This window comes from Streptomyces sp. NPDC001508 (assembly GCF_040298665.1).
In the GTDB taxonomy this organism is placed as follows: domain Bacteria; phylum Actinomycetota; class Actinomycetes; order Streptomycetales; family Streptomycetaceae; genus Streptomyces.
The window spans coordinates 16291-39956 of sequence record NZ_JBEPAP010000050.1 but is presented as its reverse complement, the minus strand read 5'-3'; the positions used below and the strand labels follow the sequence as shown (position 1 = coordinate 39956).

The following is a 23666-nucleotide window of genomic DNA, read 5'->3' as shown; positions in this document are numbered from 1 at the left end:
ACGGTCCTGTCGGTCCTGTCGGTCCTGTCGGTCCTGTCGGTCCTGTCGGTCCTGTCGGTCCTGTCGGTCCTGTCGGTCCTGTCGGTCCTGTCGGTCCTGTCGGTCCGGACGGTCCTGACGGCCCCGCGGGCCGTGGCGTCACTCGTCGATCCCGCCCGACCCCGCCGAGAGCTGGGCGAGCCGGAACACCACGAACTCCGCCGGTTTGACCGGGGCCACCCCGACCTCACAGATGACCTGACCGGCCTCGATCGACTCCGCAGGATTGGTCTCGCGGTCGCACTTCACATAGAACGCCTCGTCCGGCGTCAGCCCGAACAGGGCGCCCTTGCGCCACTCGTTGACCAGGAACGCCGAGATGGTGCGCCGGATACGGGCCCACAACGCGTCGTCGTTCGGTTCGAAGACCACCCACTGTGTGCCCGCGAGGATCGACTCCTCCAGGTAGTTGAAGAGCCGCCGCACATTGAGGTACCGCCATGACGGATCGTCGGCGAGCGTACGCGCGCCCCATACCCGGATGCCGCGGCCGGGAAAAGCGCGGATGCAGTTGAGCCCGATGGGATTGAGCAGGTCGTGCTCCCCCTTGGTGATCCGCGTCTGCAGACCGACCGCGCCACGCAGCACCTCGTTCGCCGGCGCCTTGTGCACCCCGCGCGTCTCGTCGTTGCGCGCCCACACACCCGCGACATGCCCGCTCGGAGGCACGAAGGCGTCACGGCCGACGGCCGGGTCGAACACCTTGATCCAGGGGTAGTAGAGCGTGGCGTACCGGGAGTCGAAACCGGTCGTCTCCTCCCGCCACGTCTTGATCTGGCGCGGGCTCAGGGCGGGCGGCGGATCGAGGATCGCGATCCGGTCGCCCATGGCCTCGCAGTGGGTGATCAGCCCGCGCTGCACCGAGATCACCGTCTCCAGGTCCAGCGCCCCACGCTGGTACGCACTCATCAGATCCGGTACGGCCACCATCGTGACCTCTTCGACCGCCTCCAGCCCGCCGAACCCGGTGCGCTGGTCGGGATCGCCGACGTAGGAGTCGGCGGACAGCGCGTCGGGCACCCCGACGACCCCGCCGCCCGGCCCGGCACCGGGCGCCGCGGCCAGCGTCACCGACTGGACCTCGGGCCGGGCCGGCGCGGCCCCCTTGCCGGGTTCCTCCAGCCGGATGAGCTGCGACCGGGCCCTGACCTGGGTGGCCACGTTGTCCTTGCTGCGCTTGGTGGTCACGGAGGGGTATGTCTCGACGACCTGTCCGTCCCGCTTCACGATCAAGGTGAAGACGTCCTGGGGCGGATCCTCGCCCTCGGGTTCTGCCACCTCCACGGTGATCTCTCCCGTGACGCCGGGCAGCGCCCGCACGGAGTACGGGCCGAGTTGCGCGGTGGTCCCCACCCGCTCGGCGCTCTCCCGTGCCGGCCCCTCGGCCTTCCCCGCCGGACCCGCCTCGGCGCCGCCGATCCGGACCACATAGCAGATTCCGCCACCGTTGGCGAAGTACCCGTAGACGGCCGAGGCCAGATAGGTCCCCTCGACGAAGTCGCCGAAGACGCCGGTGAACTGGGTCCAGTTGGTGATGAGGGTCGGCTCGTTGAACGGACCCTTCTGAGCGAAGCCGATGAAGGCGGCGACCGAGGTCCCGACCCCCTCGATCGGACGTGACCCGGATTCCACCTCTTCGACGTAGACGCCCGGGGACAGGTACGACGGCATACCACTCCTCTTGACCGGGTCTCCTCGACCAGGTCGACCAGTTGACCAGGTTGACCGGGGAAGCGAGAGCGATTGTTCCCGGACACCGGAACCGGGGGACAGGGCATTCGGCCGCACCGCAGGACAGACGTCCTTGCCCCAAGGTGCAGCGGCCCCGCCTCCCTATGGGGCAGCGATCTCTGCCCTCGGCACTACCCGGACTTCCGGGGGGACCACCCCGCCGGACCCCGCACCCTGACAGACATGTTGCGGACGTGCCGTGCGCCGGCGCCCGACGCCGTCGTCATCCGGCAGGCCGGGTGATGCGGTGAAGGCTGCGTCGGAGAAGCCCGCCAGGCCCACGGTGTCGAAGGCTGCGTCGGAGAAGCCCGCGAAGCCCACGGTGTCCGCCCGGTCCGCGATCCCGGCGCCGGAGCGGCCATCGGCGCCCGCTCCCGAGCAGGCGACGGCCCCGGCGCGGCCCTCGGACGCCGGGGGTCTGACCCCACAGAGCCTGCGACGCCTACAGGGCACGGCGGGCAACGCGGCGGTCGCCCACCTGGTGGCCCAGCGTTACGCGGCTCCGGTGAAGCCGCCACCGTCCCAGGCGCCGGGCATGCGCAGGGTGGACGCCGATATCGCCGCGAAGAAGCAGAAGCTGGCCCGGCACAGGACCGCGACCGCCGAGTCCCGTTCGGCGCAGGGCGCGGCGAAGGCCCCGTCCGACGACAAGCAGGCACAGGGCAAGGCGGCCAACGCGGAGAAGATGAACGCGGCCGAGCCGGGGGAGTTCGACAAGGCGGCGTTCATCGCGGCGGTGAACGGGGCGATCGACCGACAGGCGCCGAAGAACCTGGCCGAGGCCGACAAGTTCGCCGACTCGGGCAAGGCGGACGAGATCAAGGGCGCGGTCGACGGCAAGGTCACCGACGGCAAGGAGTCCTCGGCCAAGGACATCGAGACCACGACCATGGCACCGCCGGACACCTCACAGGCGAAGGAAAAACACGTCACGCCCATGACGCCGGACCAGCCGCCGGCCAACCCGGGCGCGCCGAACGCCGCCGACGCCGTCCCGCGGCAACAGCCGCCCGAGGTCACGGACTTCTCCGAGGGTCCGCGGCAAACCGACCAGCAGATGGCGGAAGCCGACGTCACCGAGGAACAGCTGGCCAAGAGCAACGAGCCCCAGTTCACCGGGGCGTTGGGGGAGAAGAAGAAGGCCGAACAGCACTCGGTGACGGCCCCCGCACAGGCCCGCGCGGCGGAGAAGCAGCAACTGGTGACGGCGAAGGCGGGCGCCGCGGCGGCCGGGGCGACGGCCATGGCGGCGCTGACCGCCAAGCGCGGCGCGGCGGGCAAGGAGGTGGACGGCGGCAAGGGCGAGACGAAGTCGAAGGACGAACAGAAGCGGGAGGAGGTGACGGCCAAGCTCCAGAAGGTCTTCGACGCGACGCAGAGGGACGTCAAGGGGATCCTGGACGGTCTGGACGGCAAGGTCGACCAGCAGTTCGAGCAGGGCGAGAAGAAGGCCCGGGACGCCTTCAACACCGACCAGAAGCGCCGGATGAAGGAGTACAAGGACAAGCGTTACGGCGGCTTCTGGGGCCCGGCCAAGTGGGCCAAGGACAAGATCGCGGGCATGCCGGACGAGGCGAATCAGCTCTTCCAGGAGTCCCGCAAGCTGTACGTGGGTCTGATGCAGGGCGTCATCTCGTCCATCGCCGACATGATCGGCAAGGAGCTGGGCAGGGCCAAGGCGCGTATCGCGCAGGGGCGCGCGGCCCTGAAGGCGGAGGTCGACAAACTCCCCGCGGATCTGAAGCAGTTCGGCGAGGAGGCGGCACAGGATTTCGCCGCCGAGTTCGACGATCTCGAATCGGAGGTCAACGACAAGTCGCAGGAACTGGTCCAGAGCCTGGCGCAGAAATACACCCAGGCCCTGAACGCGGTGGACGAGGAGATCAAGAAACTCCAGGAGGCGAACAAGGGGCTGGTCCAGAAGGCGGTTGACGCGGTGGTGGGCGTCATCCAGACCATCAAGGAACTCAAGGACCTCCTGATGGGCGTCCTGGCCAAGGCCGCGAGCGCGATCACCAAGATCATCAAGGACCCGATCGGCTTCCTGGGGAATCTGGTGCGCTCGGTCGGTGCGGGCTTGCAGCAGTTCGTGTCGAACATTGCCACCCACCTGCAATCCGGCCTGGTGTCATGGCTGTTGGGCACGTCGGTGAAGGCGGGCATAGAGATCCCGTCGAAGTTCGACCTCAAGGGGATCATCCAGCTCATCGCCTCCATGCTGGGCCTGACATGGGCGAACATCAGAGCCCGCATCACCCGCAAGGGCGTCCCCGACCAGGCGATGACGAAGGTCGAGCAGTCGGTCCCGGTCGCGAAGGCGCTGGCGACGGAGGGGCCGGCCGGGGCGACGAAGGAGATCCGGGCCGAGGTGGGCGACCTGAAGTCCACGATCCTGGAGGAACTCAAGTCGTACTTGATCCCGACGGTCATCGTCGCGGGCATCACATGGATTCTGTCTCTGCTGAACCCCGCGTCGGCCTTCGTCCGCGCCGTCAAGGCGATCATCGACATCGTCACGTTCATCGTGACGCAGGGCGCCCAGATCGTGGAGTTCGTGAACGCGGTCCTGGACGCGGTGATCGCCATCGCGGGCGGTGGCTCGGCGGGCGTCCCGAAAATGATCGAAACGGCGCTGGCGGCAAGCGTCCCCCTACTGATCGGCCTGCTGGCCTCACTCCTCGGTATCGGCAGCCTGGCCAACAAGATCAGACAGGTCTTCCAAAAGGCCTCCCGCCCGGTCAACCGCGCCATCGAAAAGATCGCTGCCAAGATTGCTCAATTCGGGAAGAAGCTCTGGAGCAAAAAGAAAAAGAAGGACCAGAAAAAGAAAAGGGACGGGCGGCGTGAGAACGGCGAGAACGGTGAGAAGGATGGGATGATACGGTTGCCGAAGGCGAGGTTTCGGAACAAGGCGGGAGAAGGGCACCTTCTCGCCTTTTCCGAGAACAAGTCCGGGGCGAAACTCCTTCTGCACAGTGAGCCTCGCGACGTGCGTGAGTTTCTCAATGATACATGGCCTGCGGCAATCAAGAGCAGCGAGGAATCCAGCGAGCGTGAACAGCAGGAGCGGGCTCACAAGAACGCAGTCAGTAGCCATGCGGAGGTCACGGCTGCGCAATCCGCCCTGGATAACAGTACCGGCGCGGCGAGGCAGCGGAATCTCGCGGACCTGGTCAACAAGCTCAGTAGCCTGTCAGAAGCGCTGGCGGACCATGATCCGAGTTCGATTGCCCCGATACCGGCTCCTGTGCTGCCGCCGTTCGTCGACAACGTGCGGGCAGAAAAATTCACGGCCCATTATATCAATAATAAATCGAAGGGCACCCCGTCCAGTGCACATGAAGGAGATCTCAGGGGCTGGGATCACGTGGACAGTGCCGGCCTCAACAAGGGCAGTAACAGAACCGCTTGGGTGAAAATGCATCTCCTTCCGGATTTCCTTGGAGGGCACGCCACCGATTCAAACCTCGTACCGGCCCGCGGGTTCACAAACAACCCATTGTTCCTGCGCGCCGCCGAGAATCCGGCCAAGGTGGCGCTCCGAGGCGGTAGTGAGAAGATTATCTGGTATCGAATCACGGATCTCACGTTTTATGAAAGCCCTAACGGAGAGTTTCCGGACGATGCATTCCCGCATGCCCTCGGAGTCGAGTGGGGTGGGTACGAGAGGCGGCAGGGGAAATGGGAGGAAAAGGCTGCAAGTGGTTCATTTTCCGACGATCAGGATCCGCCGACAGTGTCTCGCCTCCGGATAAATGTGGAAGGCGCTACGGCGGTGGCGACCTGGCTCGGCCTGCCGAAGAAGAGCCAGATTGCCCAGCTCGTCAAGGACGGAAGACCCTACGCCGGTATCACTGACCTGACTGTGAGATTTCCGAGCCTGGCAAGCAAGTTCATCGATTTGCAATCCAGAGGCCTGATTCGCTGGGACTGATGTGGACGAGCCTGTCGCCCGAAGGAGGTGTGAACCTGTGCTGTTGGCGTACGAAGCAAAGCTGCTCAATATGATTGATGAGATCGGAAACTGCCCTAACATTCGAGTTCTGGGACAGGAACAGGGGCCGCTCGGAGAATTCCTGAACAACGCGGACGCGGCGTTCGATCTACTACGGCAGCTAAATGGGATCACGCTCGACCCGTCGCTGAAGCGGTCATTCCACCGCTATAATGGGCTGGGCCTCTATTGGCGAGGTTCAGGCGAATGTGGATCCCTGGGTGGAGAGTTTCACCTTGTCCAGCTTCTGGACGCCATTGTGGGGGGTGCTCCGGCATGGCTGCAGCAGGACGGTTGGTCAGAGGATGAACTGGCGCTCCATTCGGAATTTCGCGTATTTGATAGTCAATTCAGTGGTGGAGTCGGCACGTTCTCTGCACTCCGATTGCAGGATGGAGTTCACGATCCGGAGGTATGGTATTTCAATGTCACCTATGGAAGCGTCAAGTTGGACATCGGTTACAGTGATTACATGGACTTCCTTTTGCTGACTCGCGGTTTCTATTACTGGCAGTACCTTTTCGCCGAGGTGCCGCCTGAACACTACAATTTTGAAGCGATCGGTCTGGAGTTGCGAAAGGCGATTAATTTCCTGGAAGAGAATTTCCCGGAGAATGACTACAGTGAGTTGTCGGTCCGTCTAGATGATCGACTTTCCCGGTGGGAGTCCGGCTGACTCGATCGGAAAGAGCGGCCCGTCGCGCCCGTGCGGCTGCTTGAGGGCTCAGCCCGTCAGCAGTGGCATATACGGGCCGAACTCCGAGGTCAAGGTCAGGCGGCCCAGTTTTTGGTATTCGCGTTGTATCGCGTGGATCAGGTCGGCCATCGTCACCGGGTTGCCCGACTCGGCGGCGAGGTAGGCGGCCGTCACCGCGACCGAGCGGATGTTGCCGCCCGACAGTTCGAAGGACTGCGCGCAGAAGTCCAGGTCCAGGTCCGCGGTGCCGGGGAGGACGGGGGCCAGACAGCGGTCCCAGAGGGCGCGGCGTTGGGCGGTGTCGGGGAGCGGGAAGTCGATGACCAGGTCCAGGCGGCGGGTGAACGCGTCGTCCAGGTTGGCGCGGAGGTTGGTGGCGAGGACGGCAAGACCGTCGAAGGTCTCCATCCGCTGGAGGAGGTACGCGCTCTCGACATTGGCGTAACGGTCGTGCGCGTCCTTGACCTCCGAGCGCTTGCCGAAGATCGCGTCGGCCTCGTCGAAGAGCAGGACGCCGTTGATTCCCGCCGCTTCGGAGAAGATGCGCTCCAGGTTCTTCTCCGTCTCGCCCACGTACTTGTCGATGACCGTCGCGAGGTCGACCGTGTACAGGTCGAGGCCCAGATCCGCGGCGATCACCTCGGCCGACATCGTCTTGCCGGTGCCCGAGTCGCCCGCGAACAGGGCCGTCACACCCCTGCCCCGGCCGCCGCCCGGTCGCATGCCCCATTCCCCCAGCACCTGGTCGCGATGGCGGGCCCGGGCCGCGAGTTCGCGGAGCTGGGCTTGGGTGTCGGCGGGCAGCACCAGGTCGGACCACGTCACCGCCGGTTCCGTACGGCGGGCCAGGCGGTCCAGGCCCGCCGCGTTCTGGGAGCGGGCGCCGGCGCGGACGTGGTCCGGGCGGAGCGTGCCGCCGTCCAGCGTCGCGGTCTGGGCCGCGGCGCGGGCCGCACGGGCGATCTGGTCGGGGGCGAGGAGAAAGGGGGACAGGACGTGCGTCACATCCAGGCCCGGGGGAAGGTGGCCGGGGTACGCCGCCGTCCACAGTGCCGCCCGTGACGCGGGTTCGACGCGCGGGGCGTGCAGCAGCAGGGGCGGGCGGGTGGACCATGCCGCGTCCCACGGGACCCTGCCGACCAGCACCGCGGGGACGGGAACGTCCGTCACCGTACGGATGATCTCGATCCGGTCCGGTTCCCGGGTCAGCGCGTCCAGGGGTGCGCACACCAGCGCGCAGGACGTGAGCTTCGCCTCGCGGGTCAGGATCCGTATCGCCTCTGCGGGGTTCAGGTCACGGGCCACGCGGTCCAGGTCGACGGCCAGCACGCCGTGGCCCGCGCGGGCCACGGCGGCGGCGGCGAGTGCCGAGCCCGCACCGCCCTGTTCCTCGCGGAGATACACGAGCGGCACACCGGTGGCCAGGGCGCGGGCCAGCGCAGCCGGGTCGCCGATGCCCGGCTCGGCACCGGGCACCACGCCGGACCGGCCGTTGGGCGCGGGGCCGAGGCCGGTGCCTCTGCCCACAGGGAGTCCGGTACGGGACTCGACGGCCGGTGTGTCCTGCCGTGGCACCAGCAGGTCAACGATGCGCGGATCCGTGGTGTCGTCACCGAGGAGGTGGGCGGTGACCCGGTCGGGGACACGGAGGGCGCGGCCCAGGAAGGGCCGGTCGGGTTCCTCCACCAGCAGAAGGCCGCCCGCATGGAGCGGAGCCTGCGGGGACAGGCGGCAACGCGCCGCCGCGTCGGCGGGCGAGAGGCCGCACAGGCCCAGTGCGAGCCCCGTGGTGGGGCGGCGGCGGGTGACGTCGTCGTTGAGGTAGCCGTAGAACCGCTCGAAGCGGTCGTCCAGGTCCGGCAGGAGGGCGATCAGCAGGATCTCGACGTCCAGCGGCGAGAGGCCGAAGCCGCGGGCGAGGCTGCGCAGCCGGGTGGGACGGCCTGCCGCCTCCGCCGTGTCGGCGCGTGACTCCGTCTCCGCCAGCAAGCCGGCGTCCGTGCTGTCGGGAGTGGTGACGGCGAACGTGCGGGGGCCCGCGTCCAGCAGCCGGTGCACGGTCTCATCGCTCAGGTAGAGGCCCCGGAAGGCGTCGTCGGGGGCGGGATCGCCGAGTTGCCGTGCGTCGACCGCCCGCCGTACGCGTTGCTCGACGAGGACCGCGCGGTCGAGGAGGTGGCGCAGGCTCCCGTCCCGGGCGGCCGATTCCGCCGGTCCGGTGGGGGTCGTCATTCCGGGTGTTCTTCCGCCACCCGCGACGCGATGCCGCCCCTGCGCGCCCCGTACACCGGCAGGTTCGCGCCGCCCGGGGTCCGCTGGGCCGGGGCGGTGGGCGGCGGCTCGGCCGGGACCGTCTCGCCGAAGCCGAGCCGCACCCCTTCCTCGCCCACCTGCGGGCCCGCCGGGTAGACCGGGGACTCGGTGACCGGCACGCTCACCACCAGGTCGAGCGACGGCTTGAGTTCTCCGCCCAGCGCGCTCCATACGTCGGCGAACGACCGGTCCTCGGGCGGCGGCAGCGCGACCGTCATGGGGACGGACACACCGATCTCACCCAGCGTGCCGGTGAGGCGTTCGGCGGGCAGCGCCTCGTACCGCAGGAGGCAGGACAACAGCGACGAGAGCAGACGGTGTTCGTCCTCCGGGCGTCTGGTCCACGCGGTGATGAGATACGACAGCTTGAAGAACCGGGGCGGGCGGCGCCTGGCCACGATGGCGCCCTGCTCGTCGTACTCGTTGAGCAGGCCGCGTTCACGGCGGCGCATGTCCTCCCGGATGTCATACAGATACAGGTTGACGGTGGGGGCGTTGACCTTGGCGGCCCAGTCGCGGGTGGGGGCGTCGAAGACCACCGTCACCTGGCCGCCCGCCAGGGCGTCCGTGCGGAACAGCGCGCGCAGCGCCTCGTCGACCTCGTGGATCACGGCGCGCCCCTCACCGTCGGCCCGCGAAGTCCGGCGGCTGGAGGCTGCGGCGCACGATCAGCACGTCCTCCTGCGGGCGGTGCAGCCGGTCCAGCGCCGGCACCCGGGCGCGGAGCACGCGCGGGCCTAACTGGTCCTTGCGCAGGACCGGCACCTGCGCCTCGAAGGTGCCGTCCCGGCTCACCCGTACGGGCGACTGTGCCGCCGTGATGCCCCGGCTCCAGGTGAGGGCGACCGTGCGACCGGGAGGGAAGTCCTCGCCGCGGGCCAGTACCACGTCGCCGGGCCGGGCCACCGCCGGGGTGACGGTCAGTTTCGGCCGCAGGACGCGGAGCGGCGCGGTGGCGGTGTTGTCCGCCCGCCGGGCATCGCGCGGTGAGCCGGTGACCGATGCGCGGACCTCGCCGCGCAGGGCGGTGTCGTAGACCGCGGTCTGGGTGACGGTGACGCGGCTGCCCGGCGCGACGGTGCAGGGCCTGGCAGGGGTGCAGTTCGAGAGCGACGACAGCGTGCGGTCGCGGGAGCCGTTCCGCTGGGGCCAGGTGGTGGTGAGGACGACGTTCCTCGCCGTTCTCGGCCCCGCGTTGGTGAGGACGTAGTCGGCGCGTGTGGTCAGGCCCGTGTACGCGGTGGCGGGGGACACGCCGGCCCGGACGGCGATGTCCGCCTCGTTCGGCACCGGGGCCGCGGTGACCGTGAAAGTGGCGGTGCCGGTGCCCGTGTTGCCGGACGAGTCGGTCGCTGTGCAGGTGACCTGGGTGGTGCCGACGGGGAAGAGTGAGCCGGACGCGGGGGCGCAGTTGACGGGCAGGGTGCCGTCGACCGCGTCCTCGGCGGTGGCGGTGAAGTCGATGACCGTGCCGTCGCCGTCGGTGGCTTCCACCGTGCGGTCGACGACGGTGACGACGGGAGCGGTCATGTCATTGACCGTGATGGTGATGTGCTGCTGGTAGTCCTCGGGGGCGGCAGCGCCGCCGACACCGCCGCCTTTGTCGCCCCCGTCATCACGTCCGTCGTGTCCGCCACCTTCCTGATCGCCTTCCTGGTCGCCTTCCTGGTCGCCGTGCCGACCGCCGTTCTGGTTGCCGCCTGCGCCGGCCGTGGCGCCGCCCGTTCCGCCGTCGCCGTCGCCGGTCCCACCGACCGTTCCGGTGACCGCCCCGCCGACGGCCCCGGCGGCCGATCCGCCGTCCGTCGTCCCGCCCCCGGGTGAACCACTGCCCGACGAACCACTCGCGGAGGAACCGCCGTTCGCCTCGCCGCCGCTCCCGCCGCCGGCGCCGTCGCCGCAGCCGGCGGAGCCGCCGACGAGGCCGCCGAGCAGTGGGCCGATGAGCCCGCCGCCCTCGGTGCCGAGGCCGCCGACGCCGCCGATCGCCAGTCCGGCGATGGCTCCGCCGTCGCAGCCCTCGGATCCGCCCGTCACGGCACCGGCCGTTCCCCCGACGAGCCCCGCGCTTCCGCCGTCGACAGTGCCACCGGCGGCGCCGTCGACGGTTCCGGAGACCGAGGTGTCAGCTCCGGAAGCGGATCCGCCGCCGGGCTCGGAGACACCCCCGAGGGCCGCTGTGCCGGGGCCGACCGGCTCGCCGAGCCCGTCTTCGCCGGGGGAGATCCGCTGGCCGTGGAACGCGCGGGCGGGTGTGACGTCGAGGGGCGCGTCACCGCCCGGTGCCCTGCCGTCCAGCAGGAACTGGACGGCGCAGCTCAGGGTCATGCCCTGCGGAGCGTCGTCCGCCAGCGTGATGGTCTCCTCGAAGGTGGCGACCTGACCGCTGGTCACCTGTCGGACGGCAGGGCTCAGGGCGACGGTGAGCGCGGGATCGCAGCCGATCGTCTGGTGGCTGACGGCGGTGGGCAGATTGGTCAGGCCCGCGGCGATCGTGTCGGCCACCTGGTCCGGGTCGATGTCCTGGAAGAGACGGCCGCCGGAGGCCTCGACCACACCGGTGGCCTGGTCGGGGTCGTGGGTCGGCTCCCGGTTCTCGTCGGGGCCGTTGCCGTTGTCGCCGTTGCCGTTCAGACCGTCGCCCAGAACGGTCTCCACATCGACCGCGATGACCCGGGCGCCCACGTTCTGCAGGGAGTTGACGGCGTCGGCGAGGGTGTGGCCCATGCTGGGGTCGTGGCTGGAGGCGTCGCCGACGAGGACCACGACCGGGCTCGCGCTCTCCCGGAAGCTTCCCGCCGCCCCGTTGCCGATCTGCCACAGCGCGTTGATCCAGTCCTCGGCGGGCCCCGGGCTGTAGCCACCGCGGGTGGCGTCGAGACGTTCGACCCCGGTCCGTACGGCCGTCAGGTCGTCCGTGAGTTCCTGCAGCACCGTGAAGACCCGGTCGCCGTCGACTCCCTGGTCGCCGTACGTCGCCACGGCGAAACGGGAGTCGGGCTGCTCGTGGCGGACCCGGTCCGTGATGGTTCCCAGGTCCCTCTGGACCCCCTCGATGGTGGTGTCCATGCTGCCGGTGCCGTCCACCAGCAGCACGATGTCCGGCCGCGGCGGCACCACGGGCGTGCTGACCTCCTTGGCCACCGTGAGCGAGTCGCCGGGATCCAGCGGCTCGTCCACCACGGCGGGGGTCACCGCCGACCCCGGGACCGCGGCCGGCGCACCGCCCGCGACGCCCGTGATCCCGGTGACGGCGGTGACGACGACCAGGAGCAGTACGGTGGTCAGCACGCCGACGGTGAAGACATGCGGCCGGGCGACGGAGCGCGGGCCCGGCAGGCCGAAGCGCCGGACTCCGTGGGCAGGGCGCAGCAACCCTCGTACGCCGCGCGCGAACCCCCGTACAGAACCCACTGAACACCCCACGGTCACGATCGGCGACTCGGACTCCCACCCTCGCGGGCCGGCCGTGTACCACGCAGCGGGGAGCGAGCCAGTCCTTCGGGAACGCCCGGCTGCCCCATGGGGCACCGCGCGGTGCCGGGCGATATACGACGGCACCGCGGGCCCGTACTCAAATCAGCCCCTGGCGCAGGGCATACGCCACCGCATGCGACCGGTTCCGCAGATTCAGCCGGGTCATGATGGAGTGCAGGACGTTTTTGATGGTCCGTTCCGAGTAGGACAGTTTCACCGCGATGTCAGCGGTGTCGTATCCCTCCGCGACCAGTCGCAGAACCTCGATCTCGCGGGCGGTGAATCCGGTGAGGTTCATCCCGTGGGGTGCGAGCACCTGACCCTGGAGCCGGCCGACCTGCTGGAGCAGGCTTCCGAGCAGGTCGGGCGGGACCCGGCCCTCGCCCCTGGCGACCGAGCCGATCACCTTGACCAGGCGTTCCGGGGTCGCCTCGGCGCGGCGGACGACACCGACGAAACCGCACTCGGCCGCGTTCACCAGTTGCTGCTCGTCGATATGGGTGGTGACCAGTACCCCCCGCGCGGTACTGGTCCGCTGGATCTGGCGCAACACGCGTAGCGCGACATCGTCGAGGACATCGAGGACGACGACCACCACCTGCGGTCCATCCGTGTCGTCCCGTTCGTCCCAGTCGACGACCCTGACTTCCGGGCGAGCGCGTAACTGACTGGACACTCCGGCCTGCGACACCGGGTCCTGGGCGCGCAGCGCCACCGTAATGCGATCTCCGTTCGTCTGTAGCACGTCGCTCTCTCCCCTCGGGCGACTGCGGGAGAGCTCCGTCGAAATATGGTCAAATCATGGGTGCGGGTCCACATTTCATTCACATGGGTCTCCCTTTACTGAGTAACCACAGTAATGCCCCTGATTCCCCAAGGGAATTGGCGGTGTCTGCATGGGCATCGTGATTGCCCGAAAGTGTTCCTGTGTGGCCGGTGACCGTATGTCACACCGGACATTACGGTGCGCCGCATGACTGTTTCGGCGAGCGTGGACGAGTCTTCCGTCACCGCCCAGCCCGGGGGCGCGGCAGAACTTCCGGTGCGGGTGCTCAACTCCGGAACCACCGTTGAGGAATGCAGGTTCGAAGTGGTGGGGCCGTGCGCCGACTGGACCACGGTGGAACCGGAGAGTCTGTCGCTCTACCCGGGCGCGTCCGGCACCGCCACCGTCACCTTGCGTCCGCCCCGCAGCTCGCAGGTGAGCCCCGGAGAGACACCGCTCGGACTGCGCGTGGTGCCGACGAGCGAGCACAGTGAGACGGCCGTCCTCGAACGGACCGTGACCATAGGGGCGTTCACCGAGGTCACCGCGGAGCTGGTGCCACCCGGGTCGAACAGCCCCTGGCGCGGCCGGCACAAGGTGGCCGTCGACAGCAGGGGCAACACTCCCGTCACGGTCGATCTGACCGCCCGGGCCGCCACCGAACGCTCCCGGCTCGTCTTCAGCCCGGCCGAACTGGAAGTACCGCCGGGCCAGGCCAAGTTCACCATCCTGACGGTGCGCCCCGCCAAGCGTCTGTGGCGCGGCACCCCGATCACCCACCCGTTCCAGGTGGCGGTGACACCGCGGGCGACGCAGGGGCAGGACCCGTACCAGCCGGTGGTCCTCGACGGCTCCTACGAGCAGCAGGCCGTGCTGCCCCGCTGGCTGCCCCGCGCCCTGGTCGTGGCGGTGCTGGTGGCCGCGGCCGTGGTCGGGCTCTGGTACTCGGTGCTGCGGCCCACGGTACGGTCGGCCGCTCGCGAGGCGATCACTCCGCAGGCGGTCGAGTCCGCGCTGCGGGAAGGGAACCGGGACCCGGACGGAGCGGGCGGCACGGGGGCCGACGGCCAAGGGCAAGGGCAGACCGGCGGCGGTGGCACGGCAGGGTCGGACGCGGGCGGCAACGCGTCCGCGTCACCGGGCAGTTCCGCGACCCGGGAGCCCGGTGTGACCGGGGAGCCCGGTGTGACTGGCGGGTCCGGGACACCCGAGAGCGCCCGGGTGCGGGTACGGGACGCGGTGGGCGGCGGCGCCACCCGGCGCACCGCCTACGAGGTGCCCGCCGGCCGGACCTTCGAACTGACCGACATCGTGATCCAGAACCCGCAGGGCGACGCGGGCACCCTGGTCGTCTCCAGCGACGACGGACCGCTGCTCACACTGGCGTTGGAGAACTTCCGGGACTCCGACTACCACTTCGTCACCCCCATCGAGGTGCGCTCCGCGGGACAGGTCACCGTCTCCGTCGACTGCCGGCGGGTGGGGCGGCCGGTCGGGGCCCCGGCGCCGTCCCAGTGCTCCGAATCGCTGTTCCTGGGCGGCAAGACCACGGCGCCCGCGCAGACCGCCGGCTGACCGGTCCGCCCGGCCGGCCGCGGCTCGCTCACCCCTCGGGCGTGGCCTCCTCCTCGTCCTCCGACGCCCCCTCCGTGGCCCGTTGCACGAACGAGCCCTGCACATCCGCCGGTTCCTCGTCCTCGTCCTCCGTCTGACGCTGCACCGGGGCGGCGGTGGCGGGCGGCGCCGCCACGGCGGTCTGCGCGGACACCGGAACGGACGCGTCGACGGCCGGAGCGGGTGAATCGGAGGCCGGAGCGGGGGAGTCGGGGGACGGAGCGGGCGAGTCGGGGGAGGGAGCGGGCGAGTCGGGGGAGGGAGCCGGGGCGGCCATGACGCGTTCCGCGGTGGCCGACGCCTCCCGCTCGAAGCGGTCCGACGGATCGCTCACCCGGATCCCGCCGGGAGCCTCGGTGCCGTCCACCGGACCGGAGCGCTGCTGGATCACATGGGTCAGCTCATGGGCGAGCGTGACCCGCCCCCGGTGTGAGGACGGGTCGTAACTGTCCCGCTGGAACACGATGTTGTCGCCGACCGTGTAGGCGTGGGCGCCGACCTCCTTCGCCGACTCGTGCGCCGCCGAGCCCGTATGCACCCGCACGGAGGAGAAGTCGGCACCGAGCCTGGCCTCCATGTCGGTTCGGGTGTCGGTGTCCAGTGGCTGTCCGCCGCCGGACGCGATCACCTCGTGGACTCCGGAACGCTGCTCGCCCCGCTCCGCGGCGTCCGGTTCAGCCTCCTCGGCCTGCTGGGCCCCCTCGGCCTTGCGCTGGAGCGCCGAGCGGACGGCCGTGTTGCCGACCGTCCGTTGCAGGGTGGTCATTTGGGCGGGACCGAGCACATCCGTACGGCCGGTGGCGGCTGCCGTCAGCACGTGGGCAAGCCCGGCCGGCGGCTGGGCGGACGCGTCGGCGGACGACCCGATGGATGCCTCGGAGAAGGTGTCGGAGTTGCCCTTCCTGGTCGCCCTGAGCGATGCGTCGTGCTCCTGCTCGCCTTCGTGTCCCTGCTCGTACACGCCCATGCGCCGCTCCCGCGAATCAGCCGAATGCCGAACGTTCCCTCGGTGACACGTGGCTCCGCCCCTCGGTGACACGTGGTCCCACGGATGTTCCGGACGACGGTCCGGCGAAGCCTCCCGCATCCGCTTCCAGCGTCTTCGCAGGACCGGCCCGCGTCCAGGCCCGAAACCATCGGGAACGGGCAGCGCGGACTGCACCTTCGGGCAACACCTCGGGGTTTCGATCGCGGCGTCGGTGCAACACGTTCAGGTGTGCCCGGACGGCGGCGGACCGTGACCGGCTGGGAGGAACGGAGGAACGATGGATCACTCGCGAGTACCCGTACTGGAGGCGTTGCAGGAGTTCCGGCGCCGTGGAGACCTGGTCTTCGGCCCACCGGGGCACAAGCAGGGCCGCGGCGTGGACCCGCGGGTCGCGGACGTCGTCGGGCTCGATGTGTTCCGCTCGGACGTGCTGTCCCTCAACGGACTCGACGACCGCCGTCAGTCCCAGGGGATGCTCGACCAGGCGCAGGATCTGATGGCGGACGCGGTGGGAGCCGAGCGAGCCTTCTTCTCGACCTGCGGCAGTTCCCTGTCGGTCAAGACCGCCATGCTGGCCGTGGCCGGTCCCGGTGAGAAGCTGCTGTTGTCCCGCAACGCACACAAATCCGTGATCGCGGCCGTTGTCGTCAACGGCGTGGAGCCGATCTGGGTACACCCGAAGTTTGACGCCGAGCGGCACCTCGCCCACCCGCCGGAACCCGACGACGTACGCCGCCGTCTGCTGGAGCACCCGGACGCCAAGGGCATGCTGCTGATCACCCCCACCGACTGGGGCACCTGTGCGGATGTGGCGGGCGTCGCCCGGGTGTGCCATGAGTTCGACGTGCCGTTGATCGTGGACGAGGCATGGGGCGCTCATTTCCCCTTCCACCCCGAGCTGCCCGCCTGGGGCATGGACGCCGAGGCCGATCTCGTGGTCACCAGCGTGCACAAGATGGGCGGCGCCATCGAGCAGAGTTCCGTCTTCCACCTCCAGTACGACCGGGTCTCGCCCGAAGTCCTCAAACAGCGGGAGGACCTGCTGGGTACCACCAGCGCCTCGTCGCTGGTGTACGCGACCCTCGACGGCTGGCGCCGGCAGATGGTCGAACACGGGCATGTGCTCATGGACGCCGCGCTGCGCCGCGCGGAACGCATCCGGTCGGCCGTCGGCGACCTGCCCGGTCTGCGGCCCCTGGGCCGGGAGGTCGTCAAGGAAGGACTCGCCGCCGATGTCGACCCTCTCAAGATCGCGATCGATGTGCGCGAACTCGGCATCACCGGTATGCAGGCGGCCGAGTGGCTGCGGGCGCACCGGCATGTCGATGTCGGCGGCTCCGACGCCTGCCGGATCAGCGTCTCCCTCACGCACGCCGACGACGAGGAGACCGAGGAAGTGCTGCTGGGCGCGCTGCGTGCGCTCGTCGCCAGCGCCGACTCCCTTGAGCGGCAGGCCCCGGTCCGGCTGCCCGAACCCTCAGTCCTGGAACTGGAGCAGGCGCTGCTGCCGCGTGAGGCGTTCTTCGCCCCGGTGGAGCACGTGCCCGCCGAGCACGCCGCGGGACGGATCTCCGCGGAGACGATCAGCCCGTACCCTCCGGGTGTTCCGGTCGTCGCTCCCGGCGAGGTCCTCACCGACAGGGTGCTGGATTACCTGCGCAGCGGTGTCGACCACGGGGTCCTGATCCCGGACGCTGCCGACCCGACGCTCAAGACACTGCGCGTGGTGGCACGGGACTGACCAGCCGCTCCGGCGCCGCGCGGTGCGGCCACGGGGTGAGCAGGAGACGACACCGTCTCAGCGGACTTCGGTGAGGTCGCCGGTGGCCACGTCGAAGACGAAACCGCGGACGCGGTCCTTGTGCACGAGGAAGGGGTCCGCCTCGATGCGTGCGATCGACTGCCGCACGTCCGTGTCCGGATCGGCGAACGCCTCCGCCGCCCAGGGCGGACGGATCCCGGTCTCCTTCTGGATCGCGTCCTTGAACGCGTCGTCGGTGAACGTCAGCATGCCGCAGTCGGTGTGGTGGATGAGGATGATCTCCTCGGTGCCGAGCAGCCGTTGGCTGATGGCGAGCGAGCGGATCTCGTCCTGGGTGATCACGCCGCCCGCGTTGCGGATGACATGGGCCTCCCCGTCGTTCAGACCGAGGATCGCATAGACGTTCAGCCGGGCGTCCATGCAGGCCACGACGGCGACCCGCCGGGAGGGCGGCATCGGGAGCGGGCCGGAGAAGGTCTCGGCGTAGCGGGCGTTGTTGGCCAGCAGTTCATCGGTCACGGACATGACGGACCTCGGTTCTCTCGGGTGGCGGACGGTGGGGCGGATGACGCGTGCGCCCCCGGATGTCACGGGCCGTGGAGCGCGGTCACACGTCCCGGCGACAGAACCCGTCGAAGAGATGGACGCGACGCGAGGGCCACAGGGCCGTCGGCGTGGCGGCGAGGGTCTGCATCACTCAAGTGAACCCGCCCGCGCCTCGGGTCGGCAAGAGCAGGCGCAAGGGCACGCGGCCGCGGGTACCTGCCGCCGATGCCGCCGCCGCGTGGAACCGTCTGCTCCGGGCGACCGTGCCGCCGGTCGGCGAATATTGCGGCTTCGTGAAAGAAGGCTCGCGGGTGGCACGATCGCGCGACCTTGCTGCATACAGTTGCATGCACCCGGCTCCGGCCGGTCCGTTTTACCCGCATCCGATCCCCGGAGACACCCCGCCATGGAAGAACTCACCTGGCAGAGCCCCGCGATCCCCGACGGCATCGCCGCCATCCGGTCCGGTTCGCCGTTCGTCTACGGACTGACCAACTACGTCGCCGCCAACCTGAGCGCGAATGTGCTCCTGGCCGTCGGCGCCGGACCCGCCATCGGCGCCGCGGCCGACTTCCCCACCGTCTTTCCGGCCGGCGCCGGCGCGGTGTGGATCAACACCGCGGCGCTGATCAGCAACCCGGCCGAGCCCGTCGGGGACGCGGCGCGCACCGCACACGAGGCCGGCACCCCCTGGGTCCTGGACCCGGTCGCGGCCGGCGCGGGCGCCACCGGGTACGACGCGTTCGTGAAGGCACTGCTCGACCACCGGCCCACCGTGATCCGCGGCAACGCCAGCGAACTGATCGCACTCTCCGGCGGTGACAGCACCGGCAAGGGCGTCGAGACGACCCTCTCCTCCGAGGACGCCATAGGCGCAGTCGAGGAACTGGCCCGGCGGACCGGCGCCGTGGTCGCGGTCAGCGGTCCCACCGACTATCTGACCGACGGCACCCGTACGGTCGCCGTGCCCGGCGGCGACGTCCGGCTCACCCAGGTCACCGGCGCCGGGTGCAGTCTCGGCGCCCTGGTCGCCGGCGCCCTCGCCGTCGTCCCCGACGCGCTCACCGCTGCCGCGGTCGCCCATGTCGCCTTCGCCACCGCGGCCGAGCGGGCCGGCGCCCGAACCACCGGAACCGGCTCCTTCGCCGTCGCGCTCCTGGACGAACTGTCCCTGCTCGGCCGGTGACGGCTGCGCAGCCGCCCGGCACGCCGCAACGACCGTACGACCCCCGGAGCATCCCTTGAGCACCACCGAAGAGCCGGCCGCCCCGCCGCGCATGCACCTGGCCGCCTTTCTGAACGCCGGACCGCAGGGTACCGTCGGCTGGCGGCACCCCGACGCCGGCGACGGCTTCCTGACGGCCGCCCACTACACACACATCGCCCGGGTCCTGGAGGACGCCGGATTCGACCTCGCCTTCGTGCCGGACTCGCTCGCCGTGCCCAGGAGCCTCGGCGACACCTTCGCCCCCGCCGTGACCTGGGGCACCGGCACCCCACGCCTCGACCCGGTCCCCGTGATCACCCTGATGGCCGCCGCGACCCGGCACCTCGGCGTCGCCGCCACCGTCTCGACCGGCTACCAGGAGCCCTTCCACGTCGCCCGCGGCATGGCCACACTCGACCACCTCCTCGGCGGACGCGCCGGATGGAACGTGGTCACCAGCTTCCAGGACGCCGAGGCCCAGAACTTCGGGCAGGACCGGCTGCCCGAACGGCAGTCGCGCTACACCAGGGCCGAGGAGTTCCTGGAAGTCACCGCCCGGCTCTGGGACAGCTGGGCCGACGACGCGATCGTCGCCGACAAGGAGAGCGGGGTCTTCGGCCGGTCCGACGCCGTGGAGTCGGTGGACCACCGCGGCGAACACTTCGCCGTACGCGGCCCGTTGAGCGTGCCGCGCCCGCCGCAGGGCTATCCGGTGATCATCCAGGCCGGTGCCTCACCGGCGGGCCGGGACTTCGCGGCCCGCTGGGCGGACGTCGTCTTCTGCAGCCACGAGTCGCTGGAGTCGGCCGTCGCCTTCTACGCGGACGTCAAGGCCCGTGCCGCCGCCCGGGGCCGCGACCCTGACCAGCTCAAGGTGCTGCCGGCCGCGACCACGGTGGTGGGCACCGACCTGCGGGACGCGCTCGCCAAGCACGAGGCGTTCACCGAACTGGTCCACCCCGAGGCCGGCCTGTCCCGGCTCGCCTACCACGTCAACGTGGACCTCACCCGGTACGACCTCGACGGCCCCCTGCCATCGCTCGACGAGGTCGGCGTCGAGGGCCACTACCGGGAGGTGGTGGAGTTCGCCGAACGGGAGAAGCTGAGCGTGCGTGAGATCGGCCGCTGGTACGGGGCACGCACCGAGGGCAACATGATCGGCTCCGCCTCGGACATCGCCGACACCATGGAACTGTGGCTGGACAGCGGCGCGGCCGACGGGTTCATGATCCAGGCAACCCATGTCCCCACCGCTTTCGAGGAGTTCGCCGCCCACGTCGTCCCCGAACTGCGCCGCCGCCATCTTGTGCGCACCGGCCACCGGGGCGGCACCCTCCGCGAGAACCTGGGCCTCGCCCGGCCGGAACGCGGCGAGTGGCGCAACCGCGCCGCGTCGGCCGCACGGGAGCGGTCATGACGTCCGGCACTGCTGTCCTCGTCGACGTCGACTGGCTGCGCGACCGGCTGCACGAGGTGATCGTCCTCGATGCCACCGTGGACCGGCGCACCGGCCCCGACGGCAGCACGGACTTCGTCAGCGGGCTCCAGCTCCACACCGAACGCCGCGTTCCCGGCGCCCACTTCGCCGACCTGATCGCAGGCTTCTCCGACCCCGCCGCGCCCTTCTTGTTCACCTGCCCCTCCGCCTCCCGGATCGAGGCGTACGCACGCCGCCTCGGCATCCGCGACACCTCCACCGTGGTCCTCTACGACCGGCTGACGGGAGCATGGGCCGCCCGGGTGTGGTGGGTGCTGCGCACGGCCGGCATCACCCGCGTCCGCGTCCTCAACGGCGGCCTGACCGCCTGGGAGGCGGCCCACCTGCCCGTCACCGACGGCCGTGAGCCGCCGCCCGCCCCCGGGGACGTCGTCGCACGCCCGGCCCGCGAGGGCTTCGTGGACCTGGAACGCATGAAGCGGATCGCCGACGGCGACGATCCCACTCCCGCGGTGTGCGCGCTGCGCCGCACCGAATACCTCGGTGACCGGGACCGGCCCCGTTCCGGGCACATCCCGCGCTCGACCGGCCTGCCGTACGCCGACCTCCTCGGCCCGGACAACACCCTCTCCCGCGAACGGACCGCACGCCTCGCACGGGCACACGGGCTGCGAGCAGGCGACGGCACGGTCCTGTACTGCGGCGGCGCGGTCAACGCGGCGGGCCTCGCCCTGGCGCTGCACGAGATCGGCATCGACGACGTGCTCCTCTACGACGGCTCGCTCGCCGAGTGGCGGGCCGACCCGGCCCTGCCGCTGACCATCGGCCCGGAGGACGACAACGGCCGGAGCCCGGAGCTGACCTGAGCCCGCGCATCGGGCATGATCCGGGGCAGCCCGCGAACCGCCGCGCGGGCCGCCCCGCGACGAGGAAACAGATGAAGAGCACACGGGACACGATCTACGACGCACTGCGGCACCGGCTCACCTCCGGCCACTACCCCGAGGACGCCTCCCTGGTACCGCTCGCGCTCAGCGAGGAGTTCGCGGTGTCGCGCACGCCGGTGCGTGAGGCCCTGGCCCTGCTGGAGCGCGACGGACTCCTGGTGGGCACCCGGCGCGGCTTCGCCGTGCGGCAGCGGTCCGACGAGGAGATGCTCGAACTGTTCGAGCTGCGCGCCGTGCTGGACGCCCTGCTCGCCTCATCGGCCGCGGTACGGCGCAGCCCCGTCGACCTGGCCCGGCTGGACGCGCTGCTGGAGCAGGCCGGAACGCTGGACGACCCCGGGGAGATCCGCCGCAGCCTCAACGAGTGGCACGACACGGTACGGGCCGCCGCCCACAACACCACCGTCTCGTCCCTGCTGCACACCATCGACGCCCAGGTGAAGACGAGCGCACCGTGGCAGACCCGCACGGCCGACGACACCTTCGACGCGAGCCTCGCCGAACACCGGGAGATCACCGAGGCGATCCGCGACCGGGATGCCGAGTCGGCTCGGCTGCGCATGCTGGAGCACCACGCACACGACCGGGACACACGCATCCGGCAGAAGGTACGCCGGGACACCGGGGGCGAACCGCCGACGGGTTGACGACCGCTCCTGCCGCTCCTGGAAGCCGAGTTCGCACGGCCCACCGCACGTCGCCGACCGCCCGGTCGCGCCTGGGCGGCGCGCCCTTGTCACGACAGGGATGCACGGCGGACTCTTGGAGCAGGTACAGCGCAACACGTACCGGACGCCTGATCCCGATGACACTGCGGCTGCTCAGGAGGCTCCCGGATGTCGGTTTCACTTCAGTGCGGCGCCGAAGACTTACCTGCGGTCACCGAACACGAAGCGGAGGAACTGGTCGAGGGGATCTGCTTCAAGACCGGCCCGCCGCGCACCGTCGGAGTGGAGGTGGAATGGCTCATCCATGAGACGCGTGCCCCGCAACGCCCCGTCGTCCCAAAGCGGCTGGAAGCGGTCTACGCCGTACTGCGCACCCTGCCGCTGACGTCCGTGCTGAGCGTCGAGCCCGGCGGCCAGCTGGAGCTGAGTTCCCGGCCCGCCCCGTCGTTGACGCGATGCGTCTCGGAAGTCGCCGCCGATCTGCGGGCCGTGCGTGCCGTGCTGCGCGAACACGGCCTGACCCTGGTCGGCATGGGCCTCGACCCCTGGCGCCCGCCCCGCCGGTTCCTGCAAGAACCGCGCTACGACGCCATGGAGGTCTCCCTCGGCCGCACGGGTCCGGCGGGGCGCACCCTGATGTGTGCTTCCGCCTCCGTCCAGGTGTGCCTCGACGCCGGAGTCGAGGGACCCGGCGTCATGGGGTTGGCGCGCCGCTGGTGGCTGGCACACCACTTGGGCGCTGTCCTGGTCGCGGCGTTCGCCAACTCGCCGGTCCTCGCGGGCCGTTCCACCGGCTGGCGGTCCACGCGGCAACTGATGTGGACGGAACTCGACCCGGGCCGGGCCGGTGGGCCGTCCCTGGCCCAGGAGCCGCGCCGGGCGTGGGTCCGGCGGGTCCTGGACGCACCGGTGATGTGCGTACGGCGGGAGGGCGCCTGGGACGTGCCGGACGGGGTGAGCTTTCGCGCGTGGACGCGCTCGCACACCATGCGGCCGCCGACCCGCGCGGACCTCGACTATCACGTCACCACGCTGTTTCCGCCCGTCAGACCACGGGGACACCTGGAACTGCGCATGATCGACGCGCAGCCCGGGGACGACGGGTGGATCGTGCCGCTCGCGGTGGTCACGGCCTTGTTCGACGATCCGGGCGCCGCCACGATCGCGCACCGGGCCGTGCGGCCGCTGGCCGGGCGGGCCGCCGGGAACCCGGCCCCGCACAATCCGCTGTGGACGGACGCGGCGCGCCGCGGACTGGCCGACCCGGAGCTGCAGCGCGCCGCCGTGATGTGTTTCGCCGCGGCGCTGGACGCGCTGCCCCGTCTCGGGGCGAGCGCCGGGATCGTGGCGGCCGTGGCGGCCTATGCCGACCGCTACGTCCACCGAGGCAGGTGCCCCGCGGACGACGTACCGGAGCGGCGGTGCGACCGGGAGGTGTTCGCCGGACGACGGGATCCGCGGTGACGAACGAGCGGCGCC

Annotated in this window: 16 protein-coding genes; 9 read left to right on the top strand and 7 right to left on the bottom strand. The window is 70.3% G+C overall.

Annotation, left to right across the window (positions count from 1 at the left end; all coding sequences use genetic code 11):
• Nucleotides 1-138: 138 nt before the first annotated feature.
• Nucleotides 139-1710, bottom strand: coding sequence for a phage tail sheath family protein (locus tag ABT245_RS33240; protein WP_351740945.1), 1572 nt, complete (start codon nucleotides 1708-1710; stop codon nucleotides 139-141).
• Nucleotides 1711-2017: 307 nt separating this feature from the next.
• Here ABT245_RS33240 and ABT245_RS33235 point away from each other — a divergent pair, with 307 nt between their 5' ends.
• Both ABT245_RS33235 and ABT245_RS33230 read left to right on the top strand, forming a co-directional pair.
• Entirely contained in the window at nucleotides 2018-5704 is a 3687-nt protein-coding gene (locus ABT245_RS33235) for a phage tail protein (RefSeq protein ID WP_351740943.1), read from the top strand.
• 37 nt (nucleotides 5705-5741) lie between these two features.
• On the top strand, nucleotides 5742-6440 hold the full coding sequence (locus tag ABT245_RS33230) for a hypothetical protein (RefSeq protein WP_351740941.1): 699 nt from the start codon (nucleotides 5742-5744) through the stop codon (nucleotides 6438-6440).
• 48 nt (nucleotides 6441-6488) lie between these two features.
• Here the strand turns inward: ABT245_RS33230 and ABT245_RS33225 are convergent, their stop codons facing one another.
• From ABT245_RS33225 to ABT245_RS33210, 4 genes are all read right to left on the bottom strand, one after another.
• Nucleotides 6489-8693 carry an AAA family ATPase gene (locus ABT245_RS33225; RefSeq protein WP_351740939.1) on the bottom strand — a complete coding sequence of 735 codons (2205 nt, stop codon included), beginning with the start codon at nucleotides 8691-8693 and terminating at the stop codon, nucleotides 6489-6491.
• Entirely contained in the window at nucleotides 8690-9385 is a 696-nt protein-coding gene (locus tag ABT245_RS33220) for a Pvc16 family protein (RefSeq protein WP_351740936.1), read from the bottom strand. Before ABT245_RS33220 ends, ABT245_RS33225 begins: the two co-directional genes overlap by 4 nt.
• Before the next feature lie 10 nt (nucleotides 9386-9395).
• Nucleotides 9396-12188 (bottom strand): HYR domain-containing protein, encoded by a 2793-nt coding sequence (locus ABT245_RS33215; RefSeq protein ID WP_351740933.1) that lies wholly within the window; start codon nucleotides 12186-12188, stop codon nucleotides 9396-9398.
• 160 nt (nucleotides 12189-12348) lie between these two features.
• Nucleotides 12349-12996: a helix-turn-helix transcriptional regulator gene (locus ABT245_RS33210; protein ID WP_351740930.1), complete on the bottom strand. Its 648-nt coding sequence runs from the start codon at nucleotides 12994-12996 to the stop codon at nucleotides 12349-12351.
• A 228-nt stretch (nucleotides 12997-13224) separates the two neighbouring features.
• Between ABT245_RS33210 and ABT245_RS33205 the strand changes: the two genes are divergently transcribed.
• Nucleotides 13225-14592, top strand: a complete 1368-nt coding sequence (locus ABT245_RS33205) for a COG1470 family protein (protein WP_351740928.1) — start codon at nucleotides 13225-13227, stop codon at nucleotides 14590-14592.
• A gap of 28 nt (nucleotides 14593-14620) precedes the next feature.
• On the opposite strand, the gene ABT245_RS33200 is transcribed toward ABT245_RS33205, so the two are convergent.
• Nucleotides 14621-15598 (bottom strand): eCIS core domain-containing protein, encoded by a 978-nt coding sequence (locus tag ABT245_RS33200; protein WP_351740925.1) that lies wholly within the window; start codon nucleotides 15596-15598, stop codon nucleotides 14621-14623.
• A 298-nt stretch (nucleotides 15599-15896) separates the two neighbouring features.
• Here ABT245_RS33200 and ABT245_RS33195 point away from each other — a divergent pair, with 298 nt between their 5' ends.
• Entirely contained in the window at nucleotides 15897-17360 is a 1464-nt protein-coding gene (locus ABT245_RS33195) for an aminotransferase class I/II-fold pyridoxal phosphate-dependent enzyme (RefSeq protein ID WP_351740922.1), read from the top strand.
• Between the two features lie 57 nt (nucleotides 17361-17417).
• Here ABT245_RS33195 and ABT245_RS33190 read toward each other — a convergent pair whose 3' ends face one another.
• Nucleotides 17418-17906 carry a beta-class carbonic anhydrase gene (locus tag ABT245_RS33190; RefSeq protein WP_351740919.1) on the bottom strand — a complete coding sequence of 163 codons (489 nt, stop codon included), beginning with the start codon at nucleotides 17904-17906 and terminating at the stop codon, nucleotides 17418-17420.
• A gap of 427 nt (nucleotides 17907-18333) precedes the next feature.
• On the opposite strand from ABT245_RS33190, the gene thiM reads away from it, so the two are divergent.
• The 5 genes from thiM (at nucleotide 18334) to egtA (ending at nucleotide 23651) form a co-directional block, all read left to right on the top strand.
• A complete protein-coding gene (thiM, locus tag ABT245_RS33185) occupies nucleotides 18334-19113 on the top strand; it encodes a hydroxyethylthiazole kinase (RefSeq protein WP_351740916.1) in 780 nt (259 codons plus the stop codon).
• Between the two features lie 55 nt (nucleotides 19114-19168).
• Nucleotides 19169-20551 (top strand): LLM class flavin-dependent oxidoreductase, encoded by a 1383-nt coding sequence (locus ABT245_RS33180; protein ID WP_351740913.1) that lies wholly within the window; start codon nucleotides 19169-19171, stop codon nucleotides 20549-20551.
• Entirely contained in the window at nucleotides 20548-21438 is an 891-nt protein-coding gene (locus ABT245_RS33175; protein ID WP_351740909.1) for a sulfurtransferase, read from the top strand. Before ABT245_RS33180 ends, ABT245_RS33175 begins: the two co-directional genes overlap by 4 nt.
• Nucleotides 21439-21509: 71 nt before the next feature.
• Entirely contained in the window at nucleotides 21510-22166 is a 657-nt protein-coding gene (locus tag ABT245_RS33170; RefSeq protein WP_351740906.1) for a GntR family transcriptional regulator, read from the top strand.
• Nucleotides 22167-22355: 189 nt separating this feature from the next.
• The gene (gene egtA, locus ABT245_RS33165) at nucleotides 22356-23651 is read left to right on the top strand and encodes an ergothioneine biosynthesis glutamate--cysteine ligase EgtA (RefSeq protein WP_351740903.1); all 1296 of its coding nucleotides are present in this window, start codon (nucleotides 22356-22358) and stop codon (nucleotides 23649-23651) included.
• Nucleotides 23652-23666: the final 15 nt, after the last annotated feature.

Excerpts from the sequence above, each read along its gene's own strand:
- ABT245_RS33240 (WP_351740945.1), bottom strand. The coding sequence starts at position 1,710 with ATGCCGTCGTACCTGTCCCCGGGCGTCTACGTCGAAGAGGTGGAATCC.
- ABT245_RS33225 (WP_351740939.1), bottom strand. The coding sequence starts at position 8,693 with ATGACGACCCCCACCGGACCGGCGGAATCGGCCGCCCGGGACGGGAGC.
- ABT245_RS33205 (WP_351740928.1), top strand. The coding sequence starts at position 13,225 with ATGACTGTTTCGGCGAGCGTGGACGAGTCTTCCGTCACCGCCCAGCCC.
- ABT245_RS33200 (WP_351740925.1), bottom strand. The coding sequence starts at position 15,598 with ATGGGCGTGTACGAGCAGGGACACGAAGGCGAGCAGGAGCACGACGCA.
- ABT245_RS33195 (WP_351740922.1), top strand. The coding sequence starts at position 15,897 with ATGGATCACTCGCGAGTACCCGTACTGGAGGCGTTGCAGGAGTTCCGG.
- ABT245_RS33190 (WP_351740919.1), bottom strand. The coding sequence starts at position 17,906 with ATGTCCGTGACCGATGAACTGCTGGCCAACAACGCCCGCTACGCCGAG.
- thiM (WP_351740916.1), top strand. The coding sequence starts at position 18,334 with ATGGAAGAACTCACCTGGCAGAGCCCCGCGATCCCCGACGGCATCGCC.
- ABT245_RS33175 (WP_351740909.1), top strand. The coding sequence starts at position 20,548 with ATGACGTCCGGCACTGCTGTCCTCGTCGACGTCGACTGGCTGCGCGAC.
- ABT245_RS33170 (WP_351740906.1), top strand. The coding sequence starts at position 21,510 with ATGAAGAGCACACGGGACACGATCTACGACGCACTGCGGCACCGGCTC.
- egtA (WP_351740903.1), top strand. The coding sequence starts at position 22,356 with ATGTCGGTTTCACTTCAGTGCGGCGCCGAAGACTTACCTGCGGTCACC.